The 18,286-nt window shown below is 68.6% G+C and carries 17 protein-coding genes; 12 read left to right on the top strand and 5 right to left on the bottom strand.

Annotation, left to right across the window (positions count from 1 at the left end; all coding sequences use genetic code 11):
* Positions 1 to 61 precede the first annotated feature (61 nt).
* The 9 genes from dnaN (at position 62) to ispG (ending at position 11,120) form a co-directional block, all read left to right on the top strand.
* On the top strand, positions 62 to 1,180 hold the full coding sequence (gene dnaN / locus ACT6QK_RS12025; protein WP_444598064.1) for a DNA polymerase III subunit beta: 1,119 nt from the start codon (positions 62 to 64) through the stop codon (positions 1,178 to 1,180).
* Positions 1,181 to 1,190: 10 nt separating this feature from the next.
* Positions 1,191 to 1,892 (top strand): hypothetical protein, encoded by a 702-nt coding sequence (locus ACT6QK_RS12020; RefSeq protein WP_444598063.1) that lies wholly within the window; start codon positions 1,191 to 1,193, stop codon positions 1,890 to 1,892.
* A complete protein-coding gene (gene recF / locus ACT6QK_RS12015; RefSeq protein WP_444598062.1) occupies positions 1,889 to 3,034 on the top strand; it encodes a DNA replication/repair protein RecF in 1,146 nt (381 codons plus the stop codon). The genes ACT6QK_RS12020 and recF overlap by 4 nt, the downstream gene beginning before the upstream one ends.
* 284 nt (positions 3,035 to 3,318) lie before the next feature.
* The gene (locus ACT6QK_RS12010; protein ID WP_444598061.1) at positions 3,319 to 3,756 is read left to right on the top strand and encodes a VOC family protein; all 438 of its coding nucleotides are present in this window, start codon (positions 3,319 to 3,321) and stop codon (positions 3,754 to 3,756) included.
* 5 nt (positions 3,757 to 3,761) lie between these two features.
* Positions 3,762 to 4,376, top strand: a complete 615-nt coding sequence (locus ACT6QK_RS12005; protein ID WP_444598060.1) for a DUF6655 family protein — start codon at positions 3,762 to 3,764, stop codon at positions 4,374 to 4,376.
* Between the two features lie 57 nt (positions 4,377 to 4,433).
* Positions 4,434 to 7,346, top strand: a complete 2,913-nt coding sequence (gene polA / locus ACT6QK_RS12000; protein ID WP_444598059.1) for a DNA polymerase I — start codon at positions 4,434 to 4,436, stop codon at positions 7,344 to 7,346.
* A 129-nt stretch (positions 7,347 to 7,475) separates the two neighbouring features.
* Positions 7,476 to 8,666, top strand: coding sequence for an NAD(P)/FAD-dependent oxidoreductase (locus ACT6QK_RS11995; RefSeq protein WP_444598058.1), 1,191 nt, complete (start codon positions 7,476 to 7,478; stop codon positions 8,664 to 8,666).
* A 209-nt stretch (positions 8,667 to 8,875) separates the two neighbouring features.
* On the top strand, positions 8,876 to 9,907 hold the full coding sequence (locus ACT6QK_RS11990; protein ID WP_444598057.1) for a helix-turn-helix domain-containing protein: 1,032 nt from the start codon (positions 8,876 to 8,878) through the stop codon (positions 9,905 to 9,907).
* A 64-nt stretch (positions 9,908 to 9,971) separates the two neighbouring features.
* Entirely contained in the window at positions 9,972 to 11,120 is a 1,149-nt protein-coding gene (gene ispG, locus ACT6QK_RS11985; RefSeq protein ID WP_444598056.1) for a flavodoxin-dependent (E)-4-hydroxy-3-methylbut-2-enyl-diphosphate synthase, read from the top strand.
* A 2-nt stretch (positions 11,121 to 11,122) separates the two neighbouring features.
* Here the strand turns inward: ispG and ACT6QK_RS11980 are convergent, their stop codons facing one another.
* Both ACT6QK_RS11980 and ACT6QK_RS11975 read right to left on the bottom strand, forming a co-directional pair.
* Positions 11,123 to 11,899 carry a sulfite exporter TauE/SafE family protein gene (locus tag ACT6QK_RS11980; RefSeq protein WP_444598055.1) on the bottom strand — a complete coding sequence of 259 codons (777 nt, stop codon included), beginning with the start codon at positions 11,897 to 11,899 and terminating at the stop codon, positions 11,123 to 11,125.
* Positions 11,900 to 11,982: 83 nt separating this feature from the next.
* Positions 11,983 to 12,591 (bottom strand): response regulator, encoded by a 609-nt coding sequence (locus ACT6QK_RS11975; RefSeq protein ID WP_444598054.1) that lies wholly within the window; start codon positions 12,589 to 12,591, stop codon positions 11,983 to 11,985.
* A gap of 216 nt (positions 12,592 to 12,807) precedes the next feature.
* Between ACT6QK_RS11975 and prfA the strand changes: the two genes are divergently transcribed.
* Positions 12,808 to 13,875, top strand: a complete 1,068-nt coding sequence (gene prfA / locus ACT6QK_RS11970) for a peptide chain release factor 1 (RefSeq protein WP_444598053.1) — start codon at positions 12,808 to 12,810, stop codon at positions 13,873 to 13,875.
* Positions 13,876 to 13,986: 111 nt separating this feature from the next.
* Here the strand turns inward: prfA and ACT6QK_RS11965 are convergent, their stop codons facing one another.
* On the bottom strand, positions 13,987 to 14,871 hold the full coding sequence (locus tag ACT6QK_RS11965) for an alpha/beta fold hydrolase (RefSeq protein ID WP_444598052.1): 885 nt from the start codon (positions 14,869 to 14,871) through the stop codon (positions 13,987 to 13,989).
* Positions 14,872 to 14,939: 68 nt separating this feature from the next.
* A complete protein-coding gene (locus tag ACT6QK_RS11960; RefSeq protein WP_444598051.1) occupies positions 14,940 to 15,461 on the bottom strand; it encodes a D-glycero-alpha-D-manno-heptose-1,7-bisphosphate 7-phosphatase in 522 nt (173 codons plus the stop codon).
* A 184-nt stretch (positions 15,462 to 15,645) separates the two neighbouring features.
* Between ACT6QK_RS11960 and ACT6QK_RS11955 the strand changes: the two genes are divergently transcribed.
* Complete coding sequence (locus ACT6QK_RS11955) at positions 15,646 to 16,809, top strand: DegT/DnrJ/EryC1/StrS family aminotransferase (RefSeq protein ID WP_444598050.1); 1,164 nt, start codon at positions 15,646 to 15,648, stop codon at positions 16,807 to 16,809.
* Positions 16,810 to 16,814: 5 nt separating this feature from the next.
* Complete coding sequence (locus ACT6QK_RS11950; RefSeq protein WP_444598049.1) at positions 16,815 to 17,744, top strand: Gfo/Idh/MocA family protein; 930 nt, start codon at positions 16,815 to 16,817, stop codon at positions 17,742 to 17,744.
* A 27-nt stretch (positions 17,745 to 17,771) separates the two neighbouring features.
* Here ACT6QK_RS11950 and ACT6QK_RS11945 read toward each other — a convergent pair.
* Positions 17,772 to 18,286: sensor histidine kinase (locus tag ACT6QK_RS11945; protein WP_444598048.1), on the bottom strand; the 515-nt coding region annotated here is incomplete at its 5' end.

Raw genomic sequence — 18,286 nt, 5'->3', positions numbered from 1 at the left:
GTCCGGGGTCAAACTTATCGCGACGCTGGCTTTACGCGACGCGCCCGGGCGAAATGACGACATGCAACTGACCATCGAACGATCCGCTCTGCTCAAGGCCCTGGGCCACGTCCAGAGCGTGGTGGAACGCCGAAACACCATTCCGATCCTGTCCAACGTCCTGCTGTCGGCCGGGCGCGATCGCCTGTCCTTCGCCGCGACCGATCTGGACATGGAGATGGTCGACGAGGCCGACGCCACCGTTCAGGTCGAGGGCCAGATCACGGCGCCCGCCCACACCCTGTACGAGATCGTCCGCAAGCTGCCCGACGGCGCCGAGGTGGCCCTGACCTACAACGGCGACGATCCGCGCCTGACGGTTCAGGCCGGCCGCTCCAAGTTCAATCTGCCGGTCCTGCCGGCGGGCGACTTCCCCGTCATGTCGGCCGACACCTCGGGCGTCCGGTTCAGCCTGATGAAGGAGGACCTGGCCCGTCTGATCGACAAGACCCGGTTCGCCGTCTCGACCGAGGAGACCCGCTATTATCTGAACGGCCTCTATCTGCACACGGTGGCCGAGGCGGGCGTGCCCCTGCTGCGCGCCGTGGCCACCGACGGCCACCGCCTGGCCCTGGCCGAGACCCCGGCGCCCGAGGGCGCGGCGGGCGGTCCCGGCGTCATCGTGCCGCGCAAGACCGTGGATCAGGTCCGCCGCCTGCTCGACGACGGCTCCGGCCCGGTCGAGGTCCAGGTCAGCCCGCAGAAGATCCGCTTCGAGTTCGGCCAGGCCAGCCTGACCTCCAAGGTCATCGACGGCGCCTTCCCCGACTACATGCGCGTCATCCCCAAGGGGAACGACAAACAGGCCGACATCGACAAGGCCGTCTTCGCCTCCGCCGTCGATCGCGTCGCCACCATCTCGGCCGAAAAGAGCCGGTCGGTGAAACTGGCCTTCGAACTGGACCGCGTCACCCTGACGGTGCGCAACATGGAGGCCGGTCAGGGCGTCGAGGAGGTCGAGATCGGCTATTCCGACGAACCCTTCGAAATCGGCTTCAACGCCCGCTACCTGCTGGACGTCGCCGGCCAGATCACCGGCGAGAACGCCGCGTTCCGCTTCGCCGACCCGGCCAGCCCGACCCTGGTGCTCGATCCGGGCGATCCGGGCGTTCAGTATGTGCTGATGCCGCTGAGGGTTTAGGGTCTCGCCTGTGAAAGTCGTACCTCCCAAACTCAAACGCCTTGAGCTGAGGGGAGCATTTAAGTTTGATGTTGAGTTCTTCGCCGCCCAAAAAAGGCTATTTGAATCAATTGCTGGAGAGCAGGCGATATCTACATATTCGCTCCAGGTTCGCTCTGGGGCGAAGTATGAAGTGGACTCTCTAGAAGGCCTCGAGCTCCTTCCATTCAATGATGTGGAGGGGCGTTCTTCTTTTTCGGCAAAGTACGAAGCTGCGAGGCAATCGCTGGAATTGGAAATCCGGTATTTGTCTCCGGCTTGGATTTCCATCTCAAGCTGGTCGGAGCAGGCCGCTGAGCGGCTGGCAGGCGAGGCTATGTCAGCCGTCCGGGCACGCCGTCTCTGGTATAGTTGGATTTTTGGATTCTGGACGGGGGGGCTCGTTGCAGTCCCGGTTGGGCTGTTCCTTGGCGCTACGTTGCCGATCAGTCTAATGACCTCCCCGAAACAACGGGTGATTTTGATTGCCTGTGCCGCCTACTTCGTGTTGTTTGGCTTAGCCTTTTTGGCCCGCAGGTTCCTTTTCGACACAGTTGTTATGATGGTTGGGTCGGAAGCCGCGCGACAGTCGATGCTTACGAAGAGCCGAACATACCTATTCGGGACCGTTATCGGCGGGATCGCGATAAGCGTTATTGGGGCCGTAGTGGCTGGGCTATTTTCGCCCGCTTGATCACATTCCTCACCCTCACTGACTTCCGTTCCTACGCGAGCGGGACCCTGCCCATATCGGCGGGCGCGACGGTGCTGCATGGCCCCAACGGCGCAGGGAAGACCAATCTCCTGGAGGCGCTGAGTCTGTTCACCCCCGGCAAGGGGCTGCGCGGGGCGACGGCGGCGGAGATGGGGCGGCGTGAGCCGGGGGAGGTCTCCGGGCGGCCCTGGGCGGTGACCCTGACTCTGGATGCCGGGGACGATGACGCCATCCGCCTCGGCACCGGCGTCCAACCGGGGTCCACCCGCCGCATCGTCCGCATCGACGGCGAGACGGCCCAGCCAGGGCGCTTGCTGGAATATCTGCGGCCCGTCTGGGCCACGCCGGAGCAGGACCGGCTGTTCTCCGACGCCCGGGCCGAGCGGTTGAAGTTCTTCGACCGTCTGGTCTTCGCGGCGCGCCCCGGCCATGCGGCGACGGTCGCCGCCTATGAAAAGGCCCTGCGCGAGCGGCTGCGACTGCTGATCGACGGCGCCGAAGGTCGGGAGGCCGACCCCCTTTGGCTCGACGCCCTGGAGATCCGCCTGGCCGAGGCCGGGGCCCGCGCCGCCCTGGCCCGCGCCTCGGCCCTGACCGATCTCCAGTCCGGCATCGACGCCCGCGACGACCGCCCCTTCCCCCAGGCCGATCTGGGGCTGGACGGTCCCGCCGAGCGCATGGCCGCCGAAGGCGCGGACGAAGACGCCATCGCCGCCGCGATCCGCGCGGGTCTGACCGCCTCCCGCCCCCGGGACGCCGCCGCCGGCCGCTCCCTGTATGGTCCGCACCGCACCGACCTGACCGCCCTGCATCGCCAGAAGAACCGCCCCGCCGCCGAGGGCTCGTCAGGCGAACAGAAGGCGTTGGTGCTCAACCTGATCCTCGCCCAGATCGCTCGTCTCAAGACGGAAGCGTCCGGCGACGCCGCCCCGCCCGTCCTGCTGCTCGACGAGGCGCCCGCCCACCTCGACGCCGCCCGCCGCGCCGCCCTGTTCGACGAGATCGAAGCCCTGGGCCTGCAAGCCTTCCTGACCGGCACCGAACGCGCCCTGTTCGACGGCCTGACCGGCCGCGCCGCCTTCGTGCGAGTAGACGGCGGGGCCCTGACGCCGGAGAGTTGAGCCCTCGGCCGTCGCCCCCGGCGATAGCCGGCTTCATTAGGCCGCCGATCGGTTCATCACAGCGATCACAGCGGACCACAGCGGACCACAGCGCGCACGACGGGATCGCGGCCAGGCTTCGCCGTGTCCGTTGTGAGATCGTTGTGTCCGCTGTGATGAACCGAGCCGCCATCCACTGCGGCTCGCAGCCCCCTGAAACCCAAGGTGTGGGCCTAGCCGGTGGCGGCCCTGCGTCGCTTGCGCTATCTGACCGTCCGAACGCCCGCCGCACCCGGAACTCCGTCATGCGCTATCTCCACACCATGGTCCGCGTCGCCGATCTGGACGCCTCCCTTCGCTTCTGGACCCTGCTGGGGCTTGAGGAGGTCCGGCGCATGGAGAACGAGAAAGGGCGCTTCACCCTCGTCTTCCTGGCCGCGCCGAAGGACAAGGCCCGCTCGGCCGCCGAACGGTCGCCCGAGGTCGAGCTGACCTACAACTGGGATCCCGAAGTCTACACGGGCGGGCGCAACTTCGGCCACCTGGCCTACAAGGTCGATGACGTCTACGCCCTGTGCCAGAAACTGATGGACGGCGGAGTGACGATCAACCGGCCGCCGCGCGACGGCAACATGGCGTTTGTGAAGTCGCCGGACGGCATTTCCATCGAACTGCTCCAGGAAGGCGAGCCCCTGGCGCCGGCCGAACCCTGGGCCTCCATGCCGAACACCGGAACGTGGTGAGGCCAGTGCGTCCGCTCGTTCTCGGCCTGGCGGTCGTCGCGGCGACCCTGTCGGCCTGCGCCTCCACGACGGAGACCAACACCGGCCGCACCGCGACCGAACAGCTCCTGTTCGCCCGCGCGGCGGATCGCGCGGTCGAGGGGCTGATCCTGCCCCTGCCGATCGGCACGCGGATCTTCGTCGATGACGTCTATTTCCGCAACGAGGGCTCGCCCTACGCCATATCCACCATCCGCGCGGCCCTGTCGGAGGCCGGCTTCGCCCTGGCCAACAACCGCGCCGACGCCGACGCCATCTTCGAGCTTCGCGCCGGCGCCATGGGGCTGGAGCAGATGCGGCGCGTCGTCGGCCTGCCCGACATGCGGGTGCCGATCAACGAGACCTTCAACGTCGTCTCCATTCCGGAACTGTCCGTCTACAGCCGCCGCGACCGCATCGGCGTGGCGGAGTTCTCGGGCTTTCTCTACGACGGCAAGACCGGCGCGCCCCTGGGCGCCGTCACGCCCATGATCGGCGAGTACCGGATCCGCAGCCACAAGCTGCTGATGATCATTTCCTGGGGTCAGCAACAGGCCGTGCCCGGAGAGCGCGACCCCGGCGACAGCTGGCGGGAATTCTGAGGCGCGACCCATCGACGACGCCATGACGCGGGCGATCAACCGCCCTATGCTGCGCCCATGACCGACGCCGCCGACGCCCCGAACACCCCGCCCGAGACTGGGCCGATCCGCCTGTGGCTGATCGACGCCTCGGCCTATATCTTCCGCGCCTATCACGCCCTGCCGCCCCTGACGCGCAAGTCGGACGGCCTGCCGGTCGGTGCGGTTCAGGGCTACTGCAACATGCTGTTCAAGCTGTTGCGCGACATGAAGGGGTCGGACGGCCCGACCCATCTGGCGGCCATCTTCGACCATTCGGAAAAGACGTTCCGCAACACCCTCTACGTCGACTACAAGGCCAACCGTCCGCCCCCGCCCGAGGATCTGGTGCCCCAGTTCGCCCTGGTGCGCCAGGCGACGGCGGCCTTCGGCGTCCACTGCGTCGAGCTGGCCGGATATGAGGCCGACGACCTGATCGCCACCTATGCCTGCAAGGCGCGCGAGGCGGGCGGACAGGCGGTGATCGTCAGTTCCGACAAGGACCTGATGCAGCTGATCGGCGACGGCGTGGTCATGTACGACCCGATGAAGGACCGCGTCCTGGCCGAAGAGGCGGTGTTCGAGAAGTTCGGCGTCACCCCCGACAAGGTCATCGAGGTCCAGGCCCTGATCGGGGACAGCGTCGACAATGTGCCCGGCGCCCCCGGCATCGGGCCGAAGACCGCAGCCCAGCTGATCGAGGAATACGGCGACCTCGACACGCTTCTGGCCCGCGCCGGCGAGATCAAACAGCCCAAGCGCCGCGAGACCCTGATCGAATACGCCGACCAGATCCGCCTCAGCCGCGAACTGGTGACCCTGACCTGCGACGCTCCGGCGCCCGAACCCATCGCGGACTTCGCCGTGCGCGATCCGGACCCCGCGACCTTGTCGGCCTTCCTCGACGAGATGGAGTTCCGCTCTCTGGCCCGGCGCGTCGGCGGCGGCGGAACGATGGAGGCCGCCGACCCCGCCGCCCCGTCGATCCTGACCCGTCCGCGCGCCGCCCCCCTCACGGCCCCCGTCGCCGGACATCGCCATGCGCCCCAGCCGGTCGCCGCCGACGTCGCCGCCCAGCCCTTCGACCACGAGGCCTATGTCTGCCTCCAGACGCTGGAGGAGCTGGACGCCTTCATCGCCCGGGCGACGGCGGCCGGAGTGGTCGGGTTCGACACCGAGACCGACGCCCTGTCGTCCAGCCACGCCGGTCTGTGCGGCGTCTCCCTGGCCATCGGGCCTAACGACGCCTGCTATGTGCCCCTGACCCACGAGCACGCCCCGGCCGAGGGCGCCGGCGGCCTCGACTTCGGCGAGGTCACGGACAGCCGCGAACCCCTGACCCAGATCGACAAGGCCACGGCCCTGGCCCGGCTCAAGGTGCTGCTGGAAAACCCGGCGGTGCTGAAGGTCGTCCAGAACGGCAAGTACGACATCGCCGTGATGAGGCGGCGCGGCGTCACCGTCGCCCCGATCGACGACACCATGCTGATTTCCTATGTGCTGGAGGGCGGGCTGCACGGTCACGGCATGGACGAGCTCAGCCGCCTGCACCTCGGCCACGACCCGATCCCGTTCAAGCAGGTCGCCGGGACCGGCAAAAAACAGATCAGCTTCAAACACGTCGAGCTGAAGCCCGCGACCGCCTACGCCGCCGAGGACGCCGACGTGACCCTGCGTCTCTGGCGCATCCTCAAGCCCCGGCTGGCGCGCGAGGGACTGGCGACGGTCTATGAGACCCTGGAGCGCGGCATGCCCGCCGTCCTCGCCGGGATGGAGCTGGAGGGCATCCGCGTCGATCCCGCCCGCCTGACCCGCCTGTCCTCGGAGTTCGGCCTGAAGATGGTCGAGCTGGAGGCCGAGGCCGAGAAACTGGCCGGTCGCCCCTTCGGCATTTCCAGCCCCAAACAGATCGGCGAGCTGCTGTTCGGGGAGATGAACCTGCCCGGCGGCAAGAAGACCGCCTCGGGCCAGTGGGAGACCGGCGCCGCGACGCTGGAGACCCTGGCCCTCACGCACGACCTGCCCCGGGTGATCCTGGACTGGCGCCAGCTGTCCAAGCTCAAGGGCACCTATACCGACGCCCTGTCGGCGGCCGCCGACCCGAAGACCGACCGGGTCCATACCAGCTACCAACTGGCCGCCGCCTCGACCGGCCGACTGGCCTCGTCGGACCCCAATCTGCAGAACATCCCTATACGGACGGAAACGGGTCGCCAGATCCGTCAGGCCTTCATCGCCGCCCCCGGCCACGTCCTGATCTCGGCCGACTATTCCCAGATCGAGCTGCGTCTGTTGGCCCATATCGGCGACATCCCCGAACTGAAAGCCGCCTTCAAGGCCGGCCTCGACATTCACGCGGCCACGGCGTCGGAGATGTTCGGCGTCCCCGTCGAGGGCATGCCCGCCGAGACCCGCCGCCGCGCCAAGGCCATCAACTTCGGCATCGTCTACGGCATTTCGGCCTTTGGCCTGGCGGCCCAGCTCGGCATCGATCAGGGCGAGGCCGGAGCCTATATCAAGACCTATTTCGAACGCTTCCCCGGCATCCGCGACTACATGGATCGCATCAAGGCCGAGGTGAAACAGGCGGGCTACGTCTCCACCCTGTTCGGCCGCCGCATCCACATCCCGGCCAGCCATTCCAAATCGGGCGCCGAGCGACAGTTCGGCGAGCGGGCGGCCATCAACGCGCCGATCCAGGGCGCCGCCGCCGACATCATCCGCCGCGCCATGATGCGGATGCCCGCCGCCTTGCAGGCCGCCGGTCTGCAGACCCGCATGCTGCTCCAGGTCCACGACGAACTGGTCTTCGAGGCGCCCGCCGCCGAAGCCGAGGCCGCCATCCCCGTCATCAAGCGGATCATGGAAAAGGCCGCCGAACCCGCCGTCGCCCTGACCGTGCCGTTGGACGTCGAGGCCAAGGCCGCCCTGAACTGGGACGAGGCGCATTGATCTGGGGCGCTGGCGCGCCGCGCTACGCTCGCGACGCGGTCGCTCGCTACTTGAGCGCACAATGCATGGCGCTAGCGCTCGGCTCGCGGAGCCTCGCGGCCTAGGCGCAGCCTGTGCTAGGGCGTGGTCATGAGCCAGAGTTTCGATGTCCTGATCGTCGGCGCCGGCGCCGCCGGGATGATGTGCGCGATCGAGGCCGGGCGGCGCGGGCGGCGGGTGCTGGTCGTCGATCATGCGCGGGCGCCGGGCGAGAAGATCCGCATCTCGGGCGGCGGGCGCTGCAACTTCACCAATCTGGAGGGCGACCGGATCGAGCGCTTCCTGGGAGAAAACCCGCGCTTCGCCGCCTCGGCCCTGAAGCGATTCGGGCCGCAGGACTTCATCGCCCGGGTCGACCGGGCGGGCATCGCCTGGCACGAGAAAACCCTGGGTCAGCTGTTCTGCGACGACAGCGCCAAACAGATCATCCGTATGCTGACGGACGCCATGCGCACGGCTGGAGTGACGCTGAAACTCGGGGTGGCGATCGACGCGGTCGAGCCAGACGCCGACGGCTGGCGGGCAGTCCTCGGCGACGGGAGCCCGATCCGGGCCGCGTCTCTGGTCGTGGCCTCGGGCGGCAAGTCGATCCCCAGGATGGGGGCCACGGGCTGGGCCTATGACCTGGCGCGGCGGTTCGACATCCGCGTCACCGACACCCGCCCGGCCCTGGTCCCCCTGACCTTCGAGCCCGGGTTTCTGGAACAGCATGCGGGTCTGGCCGGGGTGGCGGTCGAGGCGACGGCGAAAACGTCTCGAGCCTCGTTCCGCGAGGCCCTGCTGTTCACCCATCGCGGCCTGTCCGGCCCGGCCATTCTCCAGATCAGCTCCTACTGGCGCGAGGGCGAGGCGGTGGAACTGGCCCTGGCGCCCGATGCGAAGGTCTTCGAGACTCTGAAGGCCGCCAAGGAGGCCAACGGCAAACAGGCGGTGCAGACGGCCCTGGGCCAGATCGTACCGCGCCGTCTGGCCGATGCGGTGCTGGCGCGCGAGGGGCTGGAGCCAAGGAAACTAGCCGAACTGCCCGACAAGGCCCTGCGGTCCCTCGACGCCGCGATCAACGGCTGGAGCGTCAAGCCGGTAGGGTCCGAGGGTTACCGGACCGCCGAGGTCACCCTGGGCGGGGTCGATACGGCGGCGCTTGACCAGCAGACCATGCAGGCCAGGTCCGTCCCCGGCCTGTTCTTCGTCGGCGAGGCCGTCGACATCACCGGCTGGCTGGGCGGCTATAATTTCCAGTGGGCCTGGTCGTCGGGCTGGGTCGCCGGTCAGGCGTGCTGACCCAGCGACGACGCGCCGGTTCGAAGAGAGATTCCGTCCACGATCCGCGATCGGGCGGATTCAATCCGGATCGATAATGGTCTAGAGGTTCGCATCGAGCGTCCAAGGGGTCTGTGCCTGCGGCGTCGAAGGATCCGAGGTTTGCCGTCATGGGCCTGAATGGGGGAGCCTTCCCCGAAGAGTTTCGGCCGGCCTCCGATTCGGGGGACATGACGTCTGCCTTCATGGAGGCGCCGACCTTCGGCGCGGGGCTGCGGGCGACCCGCAAGGCGTCGGGCCGATCCCTGGCCGAACTGTCGGTCGTCACCAAGGTCCACCGCCGTTATCTGGTCGCCCTGGAGGAGGGCGATTTCTCGGCCCTGCCGTCGCGCGTCTTCGCCGTCGGCTATGTGCGGGCCTATGCCGGCGCGCTCGGGCTGGACGAACAGTTGGCGGTCGAGCGATTCAAGCGCGAAAGCCCGGACCTGACGGCGCCCCTGCAGCCGCCGGTCGGCGCGGCCTTCCAGGACGTGCGTCGCCGCTCCCAGCCCGTTCTGATCGCCATCGCCGTCGCGGGGGTGGCGGTGATCGGCTGGAACGTCTTCCAGCGCGTCAACCTGATGCGTGCGCCCCAGCCGTCCGACATCGCCTCGGTGCCCGATAGCTGGAGCCGGGGCGCCGGCCAGGTTCAGACCGGGGACGTCCTGCAGATCGGCGGCCCCAAGGCGGCGCCCCCGGACCAGACCATCCCCGCCCTCTATGTGACCCCCGGCCTTGAGGAACAGCTGACGGGCGTCAGTGCGGACGACGCGGCGATCGCCCAAGCCGCCACGGCCGTCGCCCCCGTCCAGGCCGCCTTCAACCCGCGCGGCGCGATCTACGGCGCCCCCGCCACCGCCTCCCACGTCGTGCTCCAGGCCAAGAAAGCCGGCGCCCTGGTCGTGCGCCTGACCGACGGCCGCGTCCTGTTCGCGCGCCAGTTGGCCGCCGGTGAAGCCTGGCGGGCGCCCATCGGGGTGTCGGCGACGGTGGACGTTTCCGATCCCGCCGCCTTCGACGTCTATATGAACGGCGAGCACGGGGGCGTCCTCGACGCCGTCCTGACCCCCCTGGCCCAGCTCAACGCCCGCGCCGAGGCCATGGGCCGCCAGGCCGCCGCCCAGGCCGCCGCCCGCACCGCCGCCGCCCAGGCTGCGGCTCAGGCCGCTGCGCCTCAGGCGACACCCGCCAGCCCCGCGCCCAGCCCCGTCGCCGCGCAATAAGGACGCCGGACAGTCCCTCGCGTCATGGCCATGCCATGATGAAGCGCCTATCTTGTCTCCCGTCATGAGCGCCGACCATTCCCACATCCGACCCTGGCGCCACATCGAGCGCCGAAAGAGCCGCCAGATCCGGGTGGGCTCCGTGCTGGTGGGCGGCGACGCCCCGATCAGCGTCCAGTCGATGACCAACACCCCGACCTCCGACGCCGCCGCGACGATCGACCAGATCCGCCGTCTGGAAGAGGCCGGGGCCGATATCGTGCGCGTCTCCTGCCCGGATGAGGAGAGCACCGCCGCTTTCCGCACCATCGTGCGCGAGGCCCGCGTCCCGCTCGTGGCCGACATCCATTTCCACTACAAACGCGGCATCGAGGCCGCCGAGGCCGGCGCCGCCTGTCTGCGCATCAACCCCGGCAATATCGGCAATGCGGACCGGGTCCGCGAGGTCATCAAGGCCGCCCGTGACCACGGCTGCTCCATGCGGATCGGCGTCAACGCCGGCTCCCTGGAGCGCGAACTGCTGGAAAAATACGGCGAGCCCTGCCCCGAGGCCATGGTCGAGAGCGCCCTGAACCACGCCCGCATCCTGCAGGACAACGACTTCCACGAGTTCAAGATCTCGGTGAAGGCGTCGGACCCCTTCCTGACCGTCGCCGCCTATCAGCAACTGGCCGAGGCCATCGACTGTCCTCTGCACCTGGGCGTCACCGAGGCCGGGCCCCTGCGCACCGGCACGATCAAGTCGGCCATCGGCATGGGCTCCATGCTGTGGGCGGGCATCGGCGACACCATCCGCGTGTCGCTCGCCGCCGACCCGGTCGAGGAGATCAAGGTCGGTTTCGACATCCTCAAGTCGCTGGGCCTTCGCCACCGGGGCGTCAACATCATCGCCTGCCCCTCCTGCGCCCGTCAGGGCTTCAACGTCATCGAGACCGTGGGCATCCTCGAAGAGCGGCTGGCCCATGTGACCACGCCCATGTCCCTGTCGGTCATCGGCTGCGTCGTCAACGGCCCGGGCGAGGCCCTCTACACCGACGTCGGCTTCACCGGCGGCGGCGCGGGCTCGGGCATGCTCTATCTGAACGGCAAGATCGCCCACAAGCAGGCCAACGACGGCATGATCGACGAAATCGTCGCCCAGGTGGAGGCCAAGGCCGCCGAACTCGACGCCGCCCGCGCCCGCGCGGAAACCGGTCTTGCAGCGGCGGAGTAGTTTCAAATCACCCCGAACAGCCTCAACGCCTGATAGCCGGCCGAGAGCAGGACCACCGCCCCGACCCCGTAGGTCAGCACCCGTCGCGGGGCCACCCGGGCGACGATCCCGGCCAGGGGCGCGGCCAGCAACCCGCCCAGAATCAGACCCAGGATGGCCTTGGCGTGGGTCGCCACGCCTTCCGCCTGTTCCCAGTGCCCGGTCAGCAGGGCGGTGAGGAAGGTCGCGGAAATGGCCGAGGTGACGAAGAACTCCGCCGTATTGGTCGTGCCGATCGAAATGCGCGGGTTCTGGCCCGTGCCGACCAGGGTCGTGGTGACCGTCGGGCCCCAACCGCCGCCGCCGATGGCGTCGAAGAAGCCGCCGACCAGCCCGAGCGGACCAGCGAACCGCGTCGGGAAGATCCGCTCGCGCGTCTGTTTCGTCGCTCGCCAGATGATGACCGCCCCCATGATCGACAGATAGGCGGTGATCCAGGGCTTCAGCACATCCCCGTCGATGCTGGTCAGGACGAAGGCGCCGAAGCCGCCGCCCACGACACCGCCCAGGGCCAGGGGCACGAACAGCTTCCAGTTGACGTTCTTGTTCACCGTGTGGGAGCCGGCCGAGGCCGCCGTGGTGAAGACCTCCGCCGCATGGACGCTGGCCGAGGCCGTCGCCGGCGGCACCCCGAACGACAGAAGCACGGTCGACGAGATCACGCCGTAGGCCATGCCCAGGGCCCCATCGACGATCTGGGCCAGGAAGCCGACCAGAAGAAAGAGAAGGAAGTCGTCCATGAAGTCCCGGCGGGCGGCGCCCCGAAAAGGCGGGGCTCGGCAGGCTTAGCGGGACGCCCGGCGCCCGGCCAAGCGAGGATTTCTCATCCTGCTGACAGGCGGACAAGCGCCTCGGCCACGTCGGCGCGACCATAGGGCTTGGCCACGATCGCCCGGGCCAGCTCGGCATGGCGAGCGGCCGCTGCGATGTCGCCCGACAGGAAGATCACCGGCACGCCCCAGCGGTCCTTCAGCCGCGCCGCCAGGGTCACGCCGTCCGTGGCCCCCGACAGGTTGATGTCGAGAAGGGCGCCGTCCAGGACATGCAGCCCGGCCGCCGCCTCCGCCGCGTCCCCGTCGTGGAACGGGCCGACCACGCTGTGCCCGGCCTCGATCAGGGTCTCGGTCAGGTCCAGGGCGGACTGTGGATCGTCCTCGACCACCAGAAGGGTGAGGGTTTCGGCGGGCGCCCCCGGGCGGGCGTCCGGGTCGACCCCCGTCTGGCGCACCAGAACGGCGCGAAGGTCCCGCCAGACGGCCTCATGAGGGCGATCGACGTCCAGATCATAGACGGCGGCCAGACCGGTCAGCTCGGCAGCGGCCGCCTCCGACAGACCCCGCCCCTCCGTCAGCAGGACATCGTAATCCCGGCACAGGCGCGCCAGATCGCTCGCGGCGGCGGTGGGGATGGCGTCAGGCGTTCGGTCGAACATGGGGAGGCTCCAATCCGGCTTGCGGCGTTCATCTGCCGTTCACATAGGGAGATCACCGCCCGCGAGTCAGGGGGTCTGACGCCATCGTGACCCGGGATCACAAGCGGGTCAGACCCTGCAACCCCCGTGCGACGCCCCGATTCGCGCGCATCGACAGTCGCGGGCCGGACAGGGTAAGAGCCCCGCTTCCTCCCGTCTTACCGATGAGTGTTCCGTTTGCGACTGCCCCAGGCCCGGCTCGATCAGGTGCTCGACCGCTTCCACCAGGTGGAGGCGCGGATGGGCGCGGCCACGGACGGTCAGGAGATCGTGCGCCTGTCGAAGGAACACGCCGAGATGAAGCCGGTCGCCGACGCCGTCATGGCGCTTGCCAAGGCCCGGGCCGAGATCGAGGATCTCCGCGCCATGGCGGAAGACCCCGAGATGGCCGCCATGGCCGCCGACGAGCTGGAGACCCTGAACGCCCGTCTGCCGGAGATGGAGCGGGACGTCGCCCTGCTGCTGGCTCCGCGCGACGCCGACGAGAACGCGAGCGCCGTGCTGGAAGTCCGCGCCGGCACCGGCGGGGACGAGGCCGCCCTCTTCGCCGGCGACCTGTTCCGCATGTATTCGCGCTACGCCTCCACGCGCGGCTGGCGGGTCGAGCTGGACAGCGCCACCGAGGGCGAGGCCGGAGGCTATAAGGAAATCATCGCCACCGTCACGGGCGAGGGCGTCTTCGGCCGTCTGAAGTTCGAGAGCGGCGTCCACCGCGTCCAGCGCGTCCCGGCCACGGAGACGCAAGGCCGCATCCACACCTCGGCCGCCACGGTCGCCGTCCTGCCCGAGGTCGAGGACGTCGAGAGCGACATCCAGGACAAGGACAGCCGCATCGACACCGTCCGCGCCTCCGGCTCGGGCGGTCAGCACGTCAACAAGACCGATTCCGCCGTGCGGATCACCCACTTCCCGACCGGGATCGTGGTGACCTCCTCGGAGAAATCCCAGCACGTCAATCGCGACAAGGCGATGAAGAACCTGCGCGTGCGCCTCTACGACATGCAGCGTCAGGCCAAGGACAACGCCCGCTCCGACGCCCGGAAGTCACAGGTCGGCTCGGGCGACCGATCCGAACGCATCCGCACCTACAACTATCCGCAAGGCCGGGTCTCAGACCACCGCATCAACCTGACCCTGCACTCCCTGCCCCAGATCCTGGAAGGCGACCTCGACCCCCTCCTGAACGCCCTGATCGCCGAGGATCAGGCGGCGCGCCTGGCCGACCTTGAGGCGGAGTTCTCCTAGAGAGTGGCGAGTGGCGAGTGGCGAGTGGCGAGTTTCAAATGATCTCGAACACACTCCAATGACTGTGACGGCGTCCAAGTCACTCGCCACTCGTCACTCGCCACTGGCTTCTCACTCCACCCCCGCCAGGAATTCGAAGATCGCCGCCTTGGCCTCGGGTTCGTCCAGCATGGGGGCGTGGCCGACGCCCGGGACCTCGACATAGTCCATGTCCGGCGCGGCCTTCCGCATCTTCTCGGCGATGACGGCGCTCAGCAGGTCGGACGTCCCGCCCCGAACCAGCAGGGTCGGCCGCTTGCGGGCCAGAGACCGGAACATGGGCCAGAGGTTGGGGACGAGGGCCTTGGCGCCCGCCGCCCGGATCGGCACGGCGATGTCGGGATCATAGTCCAGCACCGGCGAGCCTTCCGTCCCCTCGCGGAAGATGCGGCGCGCGAACGCCTCCCAGTCGGCGTCCGAATAATGGGGGAAGGCGACGGCGTTGATCCGCCGGGCGTAGTCTGCAGCCTCGGCCCATGTCGGGGTGTCGACGGGCTGGCCGGAATAGGCGGCGATGCGCATCAGGCCCTCCGGGGCCACCTCCGGCCCGATGTCGTTGAGGATGGCGGCGGCGACCTTTTTCGACGCCTGACCGGCCAGGCCCATGGTGATCAGGCCGCCCATGGAGGTGCCCATGAAGACGGCGCGCTCGATGCCCAACTGGTGCATCAGGGCCTGGACATCCCTGGCGTAGACGTCGGGGGTATAGGTCATCGGATCGGTCGCCCGGTCGGACCGGCCCCGCCCGCGCACGTCCACCGCCAGCACCCGCCGCCCGCTGGCCGCGATCAGGGGGGCGATCCCGCCGAAATCGGCGCTGTTACGCGTCAGGCCGTGGATGGCGATCACCGGCAGCTTCGCCACGCCGCCGCCGGGCGCATGGTCCCGCGCGAACAGGGTCAGGCCGTCTGCCGTCATCCAGCGCCGCTCGGCGAACGCCGTCGAGATGTCGGTCATCCCGTTTCCTCCGTCTTGTCCTGTCGCGGAGAGTAATTCATCACCGGGTGAAACGCGACGGCTCACGGTCAGCCGATCGCCAGTCCCCCGACGAACTCATTCAGGTTCGGCCCCTCGAACAGGAAGCCGCGAACCCCCGCCCGTCGCGCCGCCTCCATGTCGCTCTCGCGGTCGCCGATCATCAGGGACCGCGTCAGATCCAGATCGTGCTCGGCCGCCGCCCTGAGGATCATGCCCGGATTGGGCTTGCGCTCCGGGTGGTCGGGATGGCGCCAGCGCGGGTCGACCGCCGTGTCGTGATACGGACAGGCGTAGACCGCATCGATCATCGCCCCCTGTTCCGCCAGCCTGCGCACCAGCCGGGCGTTGAAGGCCTCCATGGTCGCCAGATCGAACAGGCCGCGCGCCACGCCCGACTGGTTGGTCACGATCACGGTGAAGAAGCCGCTCTGGTTCAACTGCCTGACCGCCTCGGCCGCGCCCGGCGTGAGGATCAGGTGTTCCTCCAGATGGGGATAGCCGACATCCAGATTCAGGACGCCGTCGCGATCCAGAAAGACGGCCGGCTTGAGGGGAACGGAGGGGACCATGAGGCGACCGCTGTATCGGGGGCCGTTGCAAGACGCAACGCGAAGTGACTCTCCCGGGTTTGCCGTCGGGAGGCCTCATTTGTTAGGAGGCGGCCTTCCCGGTGCGTCGTTTCCGGTCCCTGTCGCCGCCGTTGTCGTGCATGATGCGCCCACAGGCCGCCGCCCCAGAGAGAGTCGTTTCTCCATGTCCATTCCCTTCATCGACCTGCAGGCCCAGCGCCTTCGCCTCGGCGGCAAGATCGAGGCCGCCGTTCAGGAGGCCGTCGTCGGCGGCGCCTGGGTCATGGGCCCTCAGGTGCGCCAGTTCGAGGCCGATCTGGCCGCCTTCGGTCAGGCGAAGCACGCCCTCGGCTGCGCCAACGGCACCGACGCCCTGATCCTGCCGCTGATCGCCTGGGGCGTGCGCACCGGCGACGCCGTCTTCTGCCCCAGCTTCACCTTCACCGCGACGGCCGAGGTCGTGCCCTGGCTGGGCGCCACGCCGGTCTTCGTCGACGTCGACGCCGAGACCTACAATATGTCGCCGTCGCATCTGGAGGCGGCCATCGAGGCCGTCATCGCCGAGGGCCGGCTGAAGCCCCGCGTGGTCATCGCCGTCGACCTGTTCGGCCAGCCCGCCGACTATCCGGCCATCAAGTCCATCTGCGACCGTCACGGCCTGAAGCTGATCTCGGATTCGGCCCAGGGCTTCGGCTGCACCATCGCCGGCGATCATCCGATCAAATGGGCCGACGTCACCACCACCAGCTTCTTCCCGGCCAAGCCCCTGGGCTGCTACGGCGACGGCGGGGCGGTGCTGACGGACGACGACGATCTGGCCCAGGAAATGGATTCGCTGCGGGTCCACGGCAAGGTGGTCGCCAAGGATCTGAAGGACGGCCAGACCTTCGACCACGATCCGAAATACCTGGCCATGCGCATCGGCATGAACAGCCGGCTCGACACCATCCAGGCCGCCGTGCTGATCGAGAAGCTGAAGGTCTTCCCGGAAGAGATCGAGACCCGGATGCGGATCGCCGCCCGTTACAATGAAAAGCTGGCGCCCTACGTCGCCGCCGTGCCGCATCTGCCGGCCGGCAATGTCTCCAACTGGGCCCAGTACACGATCCAGCACTCCGATCGGGACGGCCTGGCCGCCCATCTCAAGGCGGAAGGGATTCCCACCGCCGTCTATTATCCGGTGCCTATGCACCTGCAGCCCGCCTATGCACGGTTCTCGGCCGGGCCCGGCAGCCTGCCGGTCACCGAGCGGCTGAAGGAGACGGTCATCAGCCTGCCCATGCACGCCGACCTCGACGAGACGACCCAGGACCGGGTCGTCGCCGCCGTCGCCAGCTTCAAGGGTTGATCTCCATGCCCAGCACCACCCCCCTCAAGATCGGCGTCGCCGGCGTCGGCGTCATGGGCCGCAACCACGCCCGCGTGGCCGCCGGCATGCGCGAGTTCGACCTGACCGCCGTCTTCGATCCGGACGCCCCGACCGCCCAGGGCGTGGCCGAGGTCTACGGCGCATCCGCCTATACCTCCGCCGCCGATTTCGTCGCCTCGGGCCTCGACGCCGCCATCGTGGCCACCCCCAACCGCTTCCATGCGGAGGTCGGCGTCGCCCTGCTGGAGGCCGGGGTCCATGTGCTGGTCGAGAAGCCCATCGCCGCCACTGTGGCCGACGCCCAGCGGATGATCGACGCGGCAAAGTCCAACAACCGCGTCCTGATGGTCGGTCAGGTCGAGCGGTTCAATCCTGCGGTCGAGGCGGTCAAGCGCGCCATCGCGGGCGAGGAGGTCATCTCCATCCAGATCACCCGCGTCGGCCCCTTCCCGCCGCGCATGGGCGAGGTGGGTGTGGTGATCGATCTGGCCGTCCACGACATCGACATCATCCGCCACCTGACGGATAGCGAAATCGCCGAGGTCCAGCCCCAGCTGGCCCGCACCCGCGCCGAGCGCGAGGACACGGCCCTGCTTCAGTTCCGGCTGGAGAACGGCGTCATCGCCCACATCACCACCAACTGGGTGACGCCCTACAAGACCCGCACCCTGCAGGTCGCGACCCGGACGAAGTTCGTCGTCGCCGACCTGATGACCCGCCAGGTGACCGAATACTTCGGCCAGCAGCCCGATGGCTCCTACTCCACGCGCGGCGTCATGAGCTGGCCCAACGAGCCCCTGAAGGCCGAACTCGAAGCCTTCGCCCGCGCCATCACCACCGGCGAGACCCCGGCGGTCACCGGCGAGGATGGCCTGCGCAACCTCGAGGTCGCCCTGAGGTGTTTGGGCGAGTGAGGCGAAGGCGCCGACAGGCGGGGCGTTTCAGCCCTTGGGCCTGAGACGCAACCGGGCCCTGAATCCTTCCGGCGAATAGTCGAACTCGCCCTCACCCTTCAGATCGCCCTTGAGGCTGGTGGCGATCAGGCGGGATCCGAAACCGCGATGCGCAGGCGGCTTTACGGCCGGGCCGCCGGTCTCGGTCCACTCCAGCGTCACCTGCGCATCGTCGTCGTCCAGCGCCCAGCGCACCTCCAGACGCCCGCCGTCCCGGCTCAGGGCGCCGTATTTGGCGGCGTTGGTGACCAGTTCATGGATCACCATCCCCATGGCCAGAGCCTGGGGCGCGTCGAACATCACCGACGGCCCCGTCAGCCGGTACTGGTCGGCGGCATAGGGCTCCAGCTCGCTGGCCAACAGATCGTCCAGACTCGCCGCCTCCCAGCCGGTGGCGGTCAGCAGGTTGTGCGTCGCCGACAGGGCCATCAGACGCGCCTGGAACAGGGGGATGAAGGCCTCGACCGACCCGGACCGCCGCGCCGTCAGGGCGGCGATCGACT

Origin of the sequence: Brevundimonas sp. (genome assembly GCF_052436175.1) — a bacterium.
Lineage (GTDB): Bacteria > Pseudomonadota > Alphaproteobacteria > Caulobacterales > Caulobacteraceae > Brevundimonas.
The sequence above is the reverse complement of the archived record's forward strand: the minus strand, read 5'-3'. Positions and strand labels throughout refer to the sequence as shown.

Coding starts and splice junctions, on each gene's coding strand:
- ACT6QK_RS11955 (WP_444598050.1), top strand. CDS start 15,646: ATGTCCATTCCCTTCATCGACCTGCAGGCCCAGCGCCTTCGCCTCGGC.
- polA (WP_444598059.1), top strand. CDS start 4,434: ATGACCGACGCCGCCGACGCCCCGAACACCCCGCCCGAGACTGGGCCG.
- ACT6QK_RS11960 (WP_444598051.1), bottom strand. CDS start 15,461: ATGGTCCCCTCCGTTCCCCTCAAGCCGGCCGTCTTTCTGGATCGCGAC.
- ACT6QK_RS11950 (WP_444598049.1), top strand. CDS start 16,815: ATGCCCAGCACCACCCCCCTCAAGATCGGCGTCGCCGGCGTCGGCGTC.
- dnaN (WP_444598064.1), top strand. CDS start 62: ATGCAACTGACCATCGAACGATCCGCTCTGCTCAAGGCCCTGGGCCAC.
- ispG (WP_444598056.1), top strand. CDS start 9,972: ATGAGCGCCGACCATTCCCACATCCGACCCTGGCGCCACATCGAGCGC.
- ACT6QK_RS11995 (WP_444598058.1), top strand. CDS start 7,476: ATGAGCCAGAGTTTCGATGTCCTGATCGTCGGCGCCGGCGCCGCCGGG.
- ACT6QK_RS11990 (WP_444598057.1), top strand. CDS start 8,876: ATGACGTCTGCCTTCATGGAGGCGCCGACCTTCGGCGCGGGGCTGCGG.
- ACT6QK_RS12010 (WP_444598061.1), top strand. CDS start 3,319: ATGCGCTATCTCCACACCATGGTCCGCGTCGCCGATCTGGACGCCTCC.
- ACT6QK_RS11975 (WP_444598054.1), bottom strand. CDS start 12,591: ATGTTCGACCGAACGCCTGACGCCATCCCCACCGCCGCCGCGAGCGAT.
- ACT6QK_RS11965 (WP_444598052.1), bottom strand. CDS start 14,871: ATGACCGACATCTCGACGGCGTTCGCCGAGCGGCGCTGGATGACGGCA.
- ACT6QK_RS11980 (WP_444598055.1), bottom strand. CDS start 11,899: ATGGACGACTTCCTTCTCTTTCTTCTGGTCGGCTTCCTGGCCCAGATC.